The organism is Streptomyces yamdrokensis (assembly GCF_053890455.1).
This window is the reverse complement of the sequence record NZ_CM132679.1, coordinates 5,453,910-5,467,414: the sequence shown is the minus strand read 5'-3', so window position 1 is coordinate 5,467,414 and position 13,505 is coordinate 5,453,910. Positions and strand designations below refer to the sequence as shown.

Annotated in this window: 8 protein-coding genes; 1 reads left to right on the top strand and 7 read right to left on the bottom strand. The window is 70.5% G+C overall.

Annotation, left to right across the window (positions count from 1 at the left end; translation table 11 throughout):
* Position 1 precedes the first annotated feature (1 nt).
* The 7 genes from ACWZEH_RS24470 to eccD all read right to left on the bottom strand — a co-directional run bounded on the left by ACWZEH_RS24470 (position 2) and on the right by eccD (position 8,853).
* Positions 2-493, bottom strand: a complete 492-nt coding sequence (locus ACWZEH_RS24470; RefSeq protein ID WP_456193256.1) for a YbaB/EbfC family nucleoid-associated protein — start codon at positions 491-493, stop codon at positions 2-4.
* 28 nt (positions 494-521) lie between these two features.
* Positions 522-4,115, bottom strand: a complete 3,594-nt coding sequence (locus ACWZEH_RS24465; protein ID WP_456193255.1) for an AAWKG family protein — start codon at positions 4,113-4,115, stop codon at positions 522-524.
* Between the two features lie 84 nt (positions 4,116-4,199).
* Positions 4,200-4,643 carry a type VII secretion system-associated protein gene (locus ACWZEH_RS24460; RefSeq protein WP_456193254.1) on the bottom strand — a complete coding sequence of 148 codons (444 nt, stop codon included), beginning with the start codon at positions 4,641-4,643 and terminating at the stop codon, positions 4,200-4,202.
* A 28-nt stretch (positions 4,644-4,671) separates the two neighbouring features.
* The gene (locus tag ACWZEH_RS24455) at positions 4,672-4,992 is read right to left on the bottom strand and encodes a WXG100 family type VII secretion target (protein WP_456193253.1); all 321 of its coding nucleotides are present in this window, start codon (positions 4,990-4,992) and stop codon (positions 4,672-4,674) included.
* Between the two features lie 223 nt (positions 4,993-5,215).
* Positions 5,216-5,566 (bottom strand): hypothetical protein, encoded by a 351-nt coding sequence (locus ACWZEH_RS24450; RefSeq protein WP_055690799.1) that lies wholly within the window; start codon positions 5,564-5,566, stop codon positions 5,216-5,218.
* Between the two features lie 349 nt (positions 5,567-5,915).
* Complete coding sequence (gene eccB / locus ACWZEH_RS24445) at positions 5,916-7,436, bottom strand: type VII secretion protein EccB (protein ID WP_456193252.1); 1,521 nt, start codon at positions 7,434-7,436, stop codon at positions 5,916-5,918.
* Positions 7,437-7,455: 19 nt separating this feature from the next.
* Complete coding sequence (gene eccD, locus ACWZEH_RS24440; RefSeq protein WP_456193251.1) at positions 7,456-8,853, bottom strand: type VII secretion integral membrane protein EccD; 1,398 nt, start codon at positions 8,851-8,853, stop codon at positions 7,456-7,458.
* A gap of 403 nt (positions 8,854-9,256) precedes the next feature.
* Here eccD and eccCa point away from each other — a divergent pair, with 403 nt between their 5' ends.
* Positions 9,257-13,261, top strand: a complete 4,005-nt coding sequence (gene eccCa / locus ACWZEH_RS24435; protein ID WP_456193250.1) for a type VII secretion protein EccCa — start codon at positions 9,257-9,259, stop codon at positions 13,259-13,261.
* The last annotated feature ends 244 nt before the right edge of the window (positions 13,262-13,505 follow it).

The window sequence follows — 13,505 nt, the reverse complement described above, 5'->3', positions numbered from 1 at the left end:
ACTACCTCCCCTCCTGCCGTCGGTCGTTCGTGCCGCGGGTCCCGGGCGGGGTCGCGGGTTCCTCCTCGTCCTCGACGATCTCGTCGCGGAGCCGGCTCATCGCGGTCGGCCGGCCCTCCGTCACGGAGGTCTCGCTGAGCAGCGAGCCGAAGACCGACTCCCAGTCGACGCCCATCCGCTCGGGTGCGGCGCCCCGCGAGGTCATCCGGGTGAGCGGGTCGAGCGTCTCGACGACCCGGCGGGCCATCTCGGCCCGCGCCGCGTTGGCGGCCTCCAGCACCGCCGCGGACAGCTGCGGGGCGGGCATGGTCCGGTACTTGCCGTCGAGGAACTCCAGGCTGGTCAGTTCGCCCTTCGCCCCGACACAGACCCGGACCGACCGGTCCGCCGAACGCGCGGTGACCGACGCGGCGTCCAGTTCGGCGCGCGCCGAAGCCGCGGCCTCCTCCGCCGCCTTGAGGTGGGCCATCGCCTGGGCCACACGGTCTTCCATCGACTGACTCAACTCGGTCTCCTCCCCGTCAGCGCCCCAGTGCCTGGGGCGCTCCCCCTTCGTCGGTGCCCCAGACGTCCTCGTCCTCGGCGAGCCAGGTGGTGCGTTCCCTGTCGCCGCTCTCCGTCTGCGGCCTGCCTTCGCCCGCCCCGCCCATGCCTCCCATGGGTGGCATGAAGGGCATGCTGCTGCTGGTCTGCGTGCCCTTGGACACGACGCGGTGTTCCTCGTCGTCGACGGTCGGCGTGTTGGCCGCCACCCTGCCGGACCGGGCGGCGCCCGGCTCGATGACGTTCCTGACGCGTTCGCCGGAGTTCCCGCCGGCCTCGCCGCCGCCGGCGCCCCGCGTCATCGGCGGGTACATCCCCGGCGATCCCGCTCCCGTGCCGGTCCCGTCCGCGGCGGCGGCCGCCAGGCCGTCACCGCTCTGCGGGCGTCCCAGCGCCGAGGAGAGGTCGTCCTGGTTGTAGAGGTTGTCGGCGAAGACGGAGGAGTACGCCGATCCGGCCGATCCGGCCGATCCGGCGGGCGTGCCGCCGGAGTTGTAGGCGGAGAGGTCGGGAGGCTCGGGGAGGTCCGCGATGCGCTGGCGGATCAGCTCGTCGATGTTCTTGTCGCCGGCGTTGATCCGGTCGTACTCGGCCTGGATGTCGCCCATGCGCTCGTCGTACTCGGCCCTGGCGTCCTTCCTCGCCTGTTCCGCCTCGATGCGCGCCTGGTCCCGTTCCTCCTGGGCGGCGGCCTTCTCCCGCTCGTACTCGCTCCTGGCGTCGGCCTCGGCGGCATCGGCCCGTTCGACGGCTTCCCGTTCGGCGGCGTCGATCTCCGCGATCCGGTCGTCGTACTCCTGCCGGGCACGGGCCTCGTCGGTGCCGGCGGCTATCTCGCGCTCGTACTCCTGGCGTGCCTGCGCCCGCTCCTGCTCGGCCTCTTCCCGCGCCTGGTCCCGCTGTTCCTCGGCGGCGGCCTTCTCCCGCTCGTACTCCTGCCTGGCCGCCTCCTCCTGACGGTCGGCCTCCCGTACGGCGGCCTCGCGCTCGGCGCGGGCCTCGGCCTTCTGCTCCTCGTAGTCGGCCTGCGCCTCGGCCTTGGCCTGTTCGGCCTCCAGCCTGGCCTGCTGCTTCTCGACCACGGCCTCGCGGCGGGCCTGCTCCTGCTGGGCCTCGGCATCGGCCCTGGCGTCGACCTGCTCCTGCCGGGCGGTTTCCCTGTCCTGCTCGTACTCGGCCCTGGCCGCATCCTGTTCGGCCTTGGCGGCGGCCTTCTCCTTCGCGGCCTCTTCCTTGGCCGCTTCCTGCTCGGCCTTCGCCGCCGCCTTCTCCTGCGCCGCCTCCGCCTTGGCCGCCTCCTGCTCCTTCTCGGCCTCGGCCTTCGCCCGGGCCTGCTCCTCCTTGGCGGCTTCCTTCTCGGCGACCGCCTCGGCCTTGGCGGCCTCCTGCTCCTTCTCGGCCTCGGCCCTGGCGGCTTCCTGTTCGGCCTTGGCGGCGGCCTTCTCCTTCGCGGCCTCTTCCTTGGCCGCTTCCTGCTCGGCCTTCGCCGCCGCCTTCTCCTGCGCCGCCTCCGCCTTGGCCGCCTCCTGCTCCTTCTCGGCCTCGGCCTTCGCCCGGGCCTGCTCCTCCTTGGCGGCTTCCTTCTCGGCGACCGCCTCGGCCTTGGCGGCCTCCTGCTCGGCCTTGGCCTCGGCGCGGTCGGCGTCGTTCTGGGCCTGGGCCCGTTCGCGTTCCTTCTTCGCCTCGTCCTGCGCCTTCTGGTTCTGCGCGAGGACGAAGGCCTGCTGCTCGGCGGCTTCCGCCTTGGCCTGGGCCTTCTCCTTGGCGGCCTCTTCCTTGGCGGCCTCCTGCTCGGCCTTGGCGTCGGCCTTCTCCTTGTCCGCCTCCGCCTTGGCCGCCTCCTGCTCCGCCTTGGCGTCCGCCTTCTCCTGCGCCGCCTCCGCCTTGGCGTCCGCCTTCTCCTTGGCGGCCTCTTCCTTGGCGGCCTCCTGCTCGGCCTTGGCGTCGGCCTTCTCCTTGTCCGCCTCGGCCTTGGCCTCCGCCTTCTCCTTGGCGGCCTCTTCCTTGGCGGCCTCCTGCTCGGCCTTGGCGTCGGCCTTCTCCTTGTCGGCCAGCGCCTTGGCCTCCGCCTTCTCCTTCTCCAGCGCGGCCTTCTCGGCGTCCCGCTCCGCCTTGGCGTCGGCCTTCTCCTTGTCGGCCAGCGCCTTGGCCTCCGCCTTCTCCTTCTCCAGCGCGGCCTTCTCGGCGTCCCGCTCCGCCTTGAGGTCCGCCTTCTCCTTGTCGGCCAGCGCCTTGGCGGCGTCAGCCTCTTCTTTCGCCTTCTTCTTCTCGGCGTCCGCTTCCGCTTTCGCGGAGATCTCCGAAAGGGGCCTGCTGTCCCTGTCGGTTATGCTGGTGTCAAATGCGTCTTGAGCTGTTTTGAACGCTTTATGGATTTCAACAATGGCCGTGGCGCCCGCCGTGCTGAGCCAGTCCTGCACCGACTGCTCCCATCGGCGCACCGCCTCGTCGCCGATCGCCTTCCACGTCGACATCTCGCTCGGCCTGCCGTACGACTTGCCCTCGATGACGATGTCGTTCTGGAAGCCGGCCGTCGCCACCACGTAGTTGTGCCAGGACGTGTACATCCCGGAGCTTGAGCTCACCGTCTCGATGTCGGTCTTGTCGTACTGGGTGTCGAAGAGCGTCAGCCGGGCCTCCTCGAGCATGTCGTAGAGCCAGCGCTGCGGATTGCTCTCGGCCTTCCACGCCTCCCAGGCGTCGTAGAGGTTCTGCGCCTGGGTGAGGATGATCTGCTGGGCCTCGGCGAGGGCGCGGGCCGGCTCGGACGTCACCGTCTCACCGTCGACGGTGACGGCGGTGCCTCCACCGCCGTCACCGTTGAGCTGGTCCGCGTACCCCTCGTAGTTCCGTGCCAGTTTGTGGATGAGCTCCTTGAAAATGGCGGCCGAGGTGCCGTCCCAGGAGTCGCTGCCCTCTCCGATGTCCTCGGTGTCCCACTTGCCGATGGTGAGGGAGCTGTCCTCGAAGAACGCGACGACCCGGTCGAACGCCTTGGCTGTCTCCGTGAAGGACCGCAGGTCGACGTAGTTGGCGTCGTCCACCTTGATGTCACGGTTCGTGTACCCGTGGGTGGAGTAGGGCCACATGGTCAGCTGCGAGAGGGCGTCCCTGGAGCCGTAGAGGTACTGGACCAGGGGATTGGTGTCCCAGTCGAGTTTCTCCCCCTCCTTGTTCCAGCCGCCCTTGTCCTTCAGGACCTCGCTGGTCTTCGTGTAGCCCGGGATGATGTCGTCACCGCTCGGCGGCCAGGCCTGGCCCGAACCGAGAAAGGTGATGTACGCCCGGTACCGGTAGAGGTAGCTGCCCTCGGACACCTCCGCGTCGTCACCGCTGGAACGGTAGAACGGGAGGGTGTAGTCGGTGTTCTTGGTCTTCCAGCCACTGGGGGAAAGGAACCCGGACGAATACTCCGGCCCGCCCTCCTTGTCCAGCCGGACGTGGATCAACGGGATGTCGTCGTTGCCCTTCAGATTCTCGAACAACGTGCTCCGCTCCGGCAGGATGTAGCCGGTGAGCATGTCAACTGCCTTTTTCCAGTTGTCGTTGTTGTTGTCTTCGGGGTTGGCCATCGCCGAGCTCCGCGAGGTGGTGGGGAGGAGAACTACCGGGTGTGCGTCGAAGCGCCCTGGGTCACCTGATGTCCGACGACCCGGTCAGTCCTCGTCGGGGGCACCCGGATTGTCGAAGTCGCTGTCGACGTCCTCGAAGATGTCCATGAACTCGTCCGCTGTGATGTTCTCGAGGTTCTTGCCCTGACTCTTGGCCAGTTGGTCGATGGTGTCCCACAACGCCTCCTCGAGGTCCTCGAAGAGGACTCCCTGCGCCTCGAGAATCCGCTCGACCTCGCCCGCGCCCTTCTGGATGACCCCGTTCAGGGCACCCCCGCCGACCGAGCTGCTCTCTCCGGCCATGAGCCCGATGACGAGAGGCTTCGCGGCCTCGATCGTGGTGGTCGAGATGGCGTCCGCGATGTACGAGATCGCCGGGCCGGCGTGCGCGTCGTCTTTGAGGATGTTCTCCAGCGTCTTCCTGAAGTCAGTGATCTGGTTGTTGATGAACTGTCTCAGGAATTCGCTGTCAAGGACCGTGACGGCCACGTCATCACCCTTCCGTCACCGGCAGTGGTCAGCGGCCGCCGATGCGGATTTCGCTCCACCGCTGCGACAGGTTCTGCTCCGTGTAGCGGTAGTTGTTGGAGATGTCGGTGAGCAGGTGGGAGTGGTTGGCCAGCAGGTTCTTGATGTTCTCGACAGCGTTGTCCCACTTCGCCTGGACCTCGCTGTACACCTCCCGGTCGTCACCGATCCAGCTGTTCCTGAGCTCGGCCAGCTCCATCTCGAGGTTGGCCAGGATGCTCATGATCGCCTTCGACTGGCTGACCATGTCGTCCGCCGCGCCTTCGGCGTGGTTGTAGTCGACGTAGATGTAACCGTCGGAGAAGTCCATCGGAATTCCTCGATTCGCCGCGGGAACCGCGGGTTATGGAAGATGTGCGCGGCACGGTCTGTGGGCGGGACCGTGGCCGCCGGGCGGTGATCGCCCTGAGCGTGTGCGGGGCGTTGCCGTGGGGCGGCGGCCGGCGTGTGGCGGTGGGCAGGCGCGGGCAGGCGCCGTCGGGTGCACGCGCCGACGCCGGTGGCGGGACGGGTGGCCCTGCCGGCCGGGGACGTCAGTTGCCGGAGGTGTTGGTGCCGTTGAGCTCGTCGAACACGGCGGTGGAGCGCGAGTACTCCTGGTCGATGATCTCGCTCGAGGAGCCCTGCACCAGGCCGTGCTCCGTGAGGGTGGTGTTGAGCTCGTCGACCATCCGGTCGAGGTTGATCAGGATGGTGTCGACGTGGCTGTCCCACTGCTCGAGCAGCGACTTGTACTTGCCGCCGTCCGCGCCGCCGTAATTGGCGGCGAGGGTGTGCGAGGTGGACTGGACGTCCTGCTGGCAGCGCTGGACACCGGTGAAGGCCTGTTCCAGTGCCATGATCCCGTTGCGGGTCGCCTGTTCTTCGGACTGCTGCATGGCCATGAGAGAACTCCCTTTCGGTGAATTTCACCGACCTGTGGATCCCACCTCACCCCGTGGGCAGACAGGGTGTCCCTGCGATCACCAGGTGGTTCGCCGGGTCATGGGGCGGCCAAATGCTATGCGCGCCACAAGTTGTTTGGCAATTTCCTCCGGGGCGCCCAAGACACCCTCATATCCCGGTTTCCGGCGCTCGATTGAGCAGGTATGGAGAATTCGCGGCGCTCACCTGAGCAGCGATGCGACAGGGGCCGGACAGATCGGGCATCACCTTCTTCCCCGCGGCACCGCCGGTCGTCCGGTTTAACACGAGGTGACATCCCCGAATCCAAGATTTTCCCTGTCGGATGACTTACCCCGGGCCGGATTGCTCCCGCTGGTCCCCGCTCGTCCCCCGGTCCCGCGGGCAGCGCAGCGTCACCCGGGCCTCGCCCGAGGAGGCCGCCTCGGGGGTGAGGTCGGGGCCGCTGGGCAGCATGGCCAGCATCGGGGACGGCATGGTCCGCTCCTCGACGCCCTCGTAGCCCAGCGCCTCGACGCCCTCCTGGGACAGCAGCCGGTACTTCACGCCCGTGTCCGTCACCAGGTACGTGGTGTCGCCCATGGCGCTGCCGCTCGCGCTCAACGCCCGTACCAGCGCACCCTTCCCTGCTCGTACCGCGATGGAATCGACCTTCAGGCAGGCCGGTACGACCTCGGCTGCGGGCGGCTGGACGGGCTCGGGCAGCGCGTTCTCTGGCAGCACGGACGTGCCGACCCGGATGCCGCCGTCCGTGGAGTCGACGGCCGCGCAGGCGGCGGAGCCGGAGCCGACCACGACCGCCGTCGGCGGGGTCTCGGGCAGTTTCGCCGCGTTCACCGCGGCGCTCGCGGAGTCCGGGGCGAGATGCTCGGTCAGCGTGTCCGCGCCGAGCGTCGCCACGGTCACGGCGCCGCCGCCGTAGGCCTTCTCACGGGTCTGCGGGTCGCCCAGCAGGAGGGTCGCGCCGGTGGCCGTGAGCGGTACCAGGCCTTCCTCGGCCAGCAGGTGGTAGCGGGGGGCCGAGCCGGGTACGTCGACCCGGAACAGCTGCCCGATCCTGGTGGCGCGGCCTGCCAGTTCGGGCCCCTTCCCGCCCTGGCCCGGCACGTCGGCCGGGGACAGGTCGGGCCCCTGCGGGAAGGAGTCGAGGAAGGCGGCGGAGACAGGACGCGGGGTGACGCTTCCATAGCCGAGGGCCTCGGCCGCGTTCGCCCGCTCGTCCAGGCGGAGCCGGCTGCCCTGCCACAGCAGGTAGGTGGCGTCGCCCGGCCCGGTGACCAGCAGGCCTTCCCGCTCGCCCAGTTGCCGTGCGCCGGGGACGTCGTGCGGTGTGTCGGTGCCCAGGGCGAGGGTCGTGGTGGCCGTGACGACGTCGGTCGACCTCGGGCGGACGCCCGAGCAGACCAGCCACGGCGTACGGTCCAGGTCGCCGGTGCCCGGCAGTGCCTCGGGACCGTCGGGTATGCCGACGGGGGTGCCGTGCGGGGTGCCGGCCAGTGAGGACGTGCCGACCGTGGTGACGCCGAGGTCGCCGCCGGCGATCAGCCGGGCCGAGGCGTAGTTGCGGACCGGGCGCAGCCGCCCGTCGAGGTACAGGTAGCGCGCGCCGGTCTGCTTGTCGACGACCAGGTTCTCGCCGGAGCGCCAGGAGTTGTTTCCGCCGGGCTGGATGAGGCCGAAGACGAAGGCCCCGGCGCACACCAGCACGGCGATGACCACGCCGATCGCGGCGCCGCGGTTGGTCCGGCCCAGAGGACTCTCCGGGTCGTCGGGCTCGGCGCGCAGCATGGCCGAGGCCAGCCTCCCCATGATGAAGAGGTGCGCCTGTACTTGGTCCCGTTTGCTGTGCATGCTCGCCGTTCTCCCGGGTTCAGCCGTTGATGCCGCGGAGCCGGCCGTAGACGCCCATGGACCAGAGCGTCAGCGGCAGGATGCTGATGGCGGCGAGTGAGTGCAGCAGTTCGGCCGCGCGCCCCCAGTACGGGACGAGCCGCCGGCCGGGAACGGTCCACGAGGTGATGGCGAGGGCGGCCGCGAGGCCCATCAGGCCGGCCGTCAGGGTGAGCCGGTCCGTCGGGCCGAGGGAGCGGGCGGAGACGGACAGCAGCAGGACCACGCCCCAGGCGCCGGCGGTGGTCAGCGCGAGACGCTGCCAGACGTTGCCGAGCCCCCTGCTGTGCAGCAGCAGCAGGAGCGAGAGGGCGACCACGGTGAGGATCTCGGCGAGGCCGGGGTCGGCGGCGAGCGCCACCAGGCAGGGCAGGCAGATGAGGCCGATGGCGCCGTAGAAGGCGGTCATCCAGTCGTCGGCCAGCATGGACCGCGCCTCGACGTCGGAGGCGGGGTACGGGTCGATGCCCTGCTGCAGTTGCTGGACGTTGGTGGGCAGTGGCGGCATCCTCATGCCGGAGAGCCGGAACGAGAGCGAGGGAACGAACCCGCCGAACAGGACGACCACGACGGCGACCACCCCGGCGGCCTGGTCCGGCGCCAGGTTCAGGGTGATCAGGGTGGCGCCGAGCGCTCCGGCCGCGGCGACGCAGGCCACGCCGATGAACAGCGCCGGGTACACGCCGACCGCCGCGAGGGCGAGCACCGCTCCCGCGCCGCCGGCCGCCGACGCCGCCAGCAGGCGTGCGCCCAGGACGGCTTCGCCGTCGGTTCCGCCCAGGTCGCCGCCGGGCAGCAGCCAGCCCGCCAGGGCGAAGTAGGGGCCGACCATGAGGCCGAGCGCCGAGCCGGCTCCGGCGTCGCCGACGGCACGGGTCGCGGAGCCGGCGCCGGCGAGCAGCAGCAGTCCGGCCGCGCCGGCGGCGACGGCCCGGATCCAGCCCTCGGTCCCCGGCAGGGCGAGCAGCACCATGCCGAGGGCGAGGGTGACCACGGCCAGGCCGAGCAGGAGCCGCCGGCCGGCCTCGGGGCTCCAGCCGTGCGGGCGTTGCTGCATGGTGCCCGAGATGCCGTCGACCAGGTCGTCGAGGTGCACTTCGGGCAACGCCTCGGCGCGGGGCCGGAGATAAAGCTCCTCGCCGTCCCGCAGACCGAGGGAGTCCAAGGTACTCTCTGGGTCGAGCGGTGGGCCGCCGAGACGTTGCAGTACCCAACCACCGTGCTCCAGGCCTGCTTCCTCCAGGTCGTCCCCTCCGTAACCGATCACTGTGGGCAGCAGATCGGCGACGGGGACGTCGGAGGGCACGGCCAGGTCGACGGTCCTGGCCGGAGCACGTACGGTGACGCGGCACAGGCTTGCCGCCTGGATGTCAGTCATGGGCAGTGTCCGTCATGGGTTCGGGTTCACGCTTTCTGGCGGGCCACGGATTGCGCGGTGGCTGGAAGGTGTCAGCGGGCACACCGGTCGGTCGCTCGATCGCGACAGGACGTCGGACGGGGCACGCGCCGACGAGTTTGACGGCAGGCCGGGCCTTTTCGCAACACCGGTCAAGAATTCAGCGTCCGGGAACCCTGCGGAAATTTTCCCGCAGCCACGGCGCGGGACTGTGACGCATTGTGCTCCGAAGTCTCATCCCCACCGCACCTCGCCGGACTTCGGAGCGGCCCCGGGAAGAGACTTCACCGGGGCGTATTTCCCTGTCGGCGGGTGCGCAGGCGACACCGGACAATCCCGTGCCGTTACCGCGGAATTGTTCCGAGATCATTGAGGAGGCCATTCGTTGAGCGTGATCCTGTTCCGCAGGCCGGCACGCCGCAGAGGACCGGAATTGCCGTCGGGGGAGCTGAGTCTTCAGGAACCGCCGACCCTTCCGGAAGTCGTGCCGGACAGTTCCGCGGTATGGACATACTTGCCGATGGCGCTGATGTCGGTCTCCATGATGCTGATGTTCATGCGGCCCGGCATGAGCCGGTCCAGTGGCGGGTTCATCTACATCGCGCTCGGCGTGATGGTGATCGCGTCCGCCGGCATGATGCTCGGTCAGGTCATGCGCCGCAACGGCGAGCGCAAGCAGCGGATGAAGGGCGAGCGCCGCGACTACCTGCGCTACCTGCGCCAGACCCGGCGCAAGGTGCGGACGTCCATCGTCGACCAGCAGCGTGCCCTGGCCTGGCGCCACCCCGAGCCCGACGCGCTGTCGTCGCTGGTGCGCAGCACCCGGCTGTGGGAACGGCGGGCGTCCGACGAGGACTTCGCGGAGGTCCGGATGGGCGTCGGCGACCAGCGCCTGGCGATGAAGCTGACGCCGCTGTCGACGAAGCCCGTGGAGGACCTGGAGCCGCTGTCCGCGCACGCGCTGCGCAGCTTCACCCGCGCCTACTCGACGGTGCGGGACCAGCCCATCGCGATCTACCTGCGGGCCTGGTCGAAGGTGCTGCTGCGGGGCGAGGAGGAGCACGTACGGGCCCTGACGCGTTCCCTGCTCGCGCAGCTGGCGGTGTTCCACTCCCCCGACGACCTGTGGATCGCGCTGTGCGTCTCGGACGAACGGCGCTTTGAGTGGGAGTGGGCGAAGTGGCTCCCGCACAGTCTGCACCGGCACGAGGAGGACGGCGCCGGGCCGACCCGCATGATCGCCTCGGCGTTCAACGAGCTGGAGGGCCTGCTCGGCGCCGAGTTCCACGAGCGGCCCGGCGCCGACCCGGACGCGGTGCCGGGGCGCGAGGAGCCGTACACGGTGATCGTGATCGACGGGTGCACGGTGCCCGCGGGCCACCGGTTCGACGGGCACGGGTTCCGCAACGCGGTGGTGCTCGACCTGTCCGGGGCCCTGGCCTGGAAGCCCGGGCGGACCACGCTGCGGCTCGAGGTGGAGGAGAACGGCGTCGCGCTGGTACGCACCGACCGGGACCGCAAGGAGCAGTCGACGGTGCTCGGCAGGCCCGACCGGCTGGGGCCGGTCGGGGCGCGGGCGCTGGCCCGGCTGCTCGCGCCGTACCGGATGAGCATGGGCGGCGACGACTCGAAGCCGTTCTCCGACAACGTCGAGCTGACCTCACTGCTGAACATCCCCGATCTGCACCGGCACGAGCCGGCCACGCTGTGGGAGCGGTACACGGGCAGTGCCCGGCTGCGGGTGCCGATCGCGGTCAGCGGCGAGGGCCGGCCGGTGGAGCTGGACATCAAGGAGTCCGCGCAGGGCGGTACGGGTCCGCACGGCATGCTCATCGGCGCCACCGGTTCCGGCAAGAGCGAGCTGCTGCGCACCCTCGTGCTGTCGCTGGCGCTGACGAACTCGTCCGAGACGCTGAACTTCGTCCTCGTCGACTTCAAGGGCGGCGCCACCTTCCTCGGTCTGGACGAGCTTCCGCACACCTCCGCGGTCATCACCAACCTCGCGGACGAGGTGTCGCTGGTCGCCCGGATGCAGGACGCCCTGCACGGTGAGCTGATCCGCCGCCAGGAGCTGCTGCGGGCGGCCGGCAACTACACCTCCGCCCTGGAGTACGAGAAGGCGCGCCAGTCCGGGGTGCCGTTGCAGCCGCTGCCGAGCCTGTTCGTGGTGGTCGACGAGTTCAGCGAACTGCTGTCCGCGCATCGTGACTTCATGGAACTGTTCGTGATGATCGGCCGTCTCGGGCGCAGCCTCGGGGTGCACCTGCTGCTGGCCTCGCAGCGGCTGGACGAGGGCCGTATGCACCAGCTGGAGAGCCATCTGTCGTACCGGATCGGTCTGCGGACCTTCTCCGCGATGGAGAGCCGGGGTGTGCTGGGGGTGCCGGACGCGTACGAGCTGCCCGCGCAGCCGGGCGCCGGTTTCCTCAAGAGCGGTGTCGACGCGCTGACCCGGTTCCGTGCCGCGTACGTCTCCGGTCCGTACCGGCGGCGGCGTGCCCTCGTGCAGGCTCAGGTGGCCCGTCAGGTGGTGCCGTGGACGGCTCAGTGGGTGGTGCCGCGTGCGCCCGCCGACCCTGATCTCGCGGGTGGGCCCGGCGAGGAGGAAGAGGCGGAGGGTCCCGAGGGGGAGGGCGGTGACGCGGAGAGCGGCGAGACGCTGCTGTCGGTGGCGCTGGACCGGCTGCGCGGTTCGGGGCCGCCCGCCCATCAGGTGTGGCTGCCGCCGCTGGACGCTCCGGCCACCCTCGACCAGATCCTGCCTCCGCTGGCGCCGGACGCGCGCTACGGCCTGACGACGGCCGACTGGCCGCTGCGGGGCCGGCTCACCGTGCCGGTGGGCGTGGTGGACCGGCCGTTCGACCAGCTGCGCGATCTGCTGACGGTGGACCTGTCGGCGGCCGGCGGTCATGTGGCCATCGCCGGTGGCCCGCAGAGCGGCAAGAGCACCCTGCTGCGGACGCTCATCACCGGTCTCGCACTCACCCACACCCCGCGCGAAGTGCAGTTCTACTGCCTGGACTTCGGCGGCGGCACGCTCGCGGCGCTGGACGGGCTGCCGCACATGAGCGGGGTGGCCGCGCGCGTGGACGCCGAGCGGGTGGGCCGGACGATCTCCGAGGTGAGCACGCTGCTCAGCAGGCGGGAGCGGTTCTTCCTGGAGCACGGCATCGACTCCATGCCCACGTACCGCAAGCGGCGGGCGGCGGGCGAGTTCCCGGACGAGCCGCACGGGGACGTCTTCCTGGTCATCGACGGCTGGTCGACCGTGCGCCAGGACTTCGACCGGCACATTCCCACCTTCAACGCGCTGGCCGCCCGCGGGCTCAACTACGGCGTCCATCTGCTGATCACCACCGCCCGCTGGGTGGAGCTGTCGTCCTCGGTGCGCGACCAGACCGGTACACGGCTGGAGCTGCGGATGGGCGACCCGATGGACTCGCAGATCGACTCCCGCAAGGCGGGGACGATTCCGCGCAGCCCGGGGCGGGGCCTGACCTCCGACAAGCTGCACTATCTGTCGGCGCTGCCGCGCGTCGACGGGGTCGAGGACGCCGACGACCTCGCCGACGGGGTCGCGGGGCTGGTCTCGGCGATCAGCGAGAACTGGCCGGGACCGGCCGCCCCCCGGGTACGGATGCTGCCGGCCACGCTGCCCGTCGAGGAGCTGCCCGAGCCACAGGGCGATCAGGGTCTGCGCATCGCCATCGGCCTGGACGAGAACGAACTCGCACCGGTGTGGCACGACTTCACCGAGAACCCGCACATGATCGTGGTGGGCGACAGCGAGTCCGGCAAGACGAACCTGCTGCGGGTGATCGCCCGGGGCATCACCGAGCGGTACACCCCCTCCGAGGCCCGCATCATGACGGTGGACTACCGGCGGGAGCTGGTGGAGAGCGTCCCGGAGCGCTACCGGCTCGGCCACGCGGTCTCCACGGACATGCTGAAGGACCTCGTGGACGGGGCGGCCAGGGCGGTACGGCAGCGGGTGCCCGGCGAGGACATCGCGCCGTCGCGGATGCGGCTGTGCGACTGGTGGCAGGGGCCGCGGCTGTTCATCCTGGTCGACGACTACGACATGGTCGGCAGCGGTCCCATGTCGCAGCCGTTCGCCCCGCTGCTGGACCATCTCGCGCTCGGCCACGAGGTCGGCCTGCACCTGATCGTGGCGCGCTCCTCCGCGGGCGCCGGGCGCGGCCTCAACGAGTCGCTGCTGCGCCGGCTGCAGGAGGTCAACACGCCCGGCCTGCTGATGTCCTGCCCGCCCAGCGAGGGCTACCTCTTCGGCAGCGTGAAGGGCCGCGAACTGATCCCCGGCCGCGCGGTGCGCATAGCCCGCCGCAAGACCGTCCAGATCCAGACCGCCCTGGTGGAGAACCCCAGCTGATGCCCCCTCCCCGCCCCGTACACCGTCCCGCCCGTGCCCGCCCGGGTTCCCGGCTCCGGCCGGCGGCCGGGGCTGTGGCGTGGGCGGGGGGCGGGACGGGGGACACCGGGGCGCCGGCGGCGAGCGACCACGTCACCGGCCGTACCGTCCCCGGGGCGCCGTCGTGCCCGGGGGCGGGTTCGCGGCTCCGGGTGTGCTTCGGCGTCCGCCGTCCGGCCCCCGCCCCGGGCACGGTACGACCGGG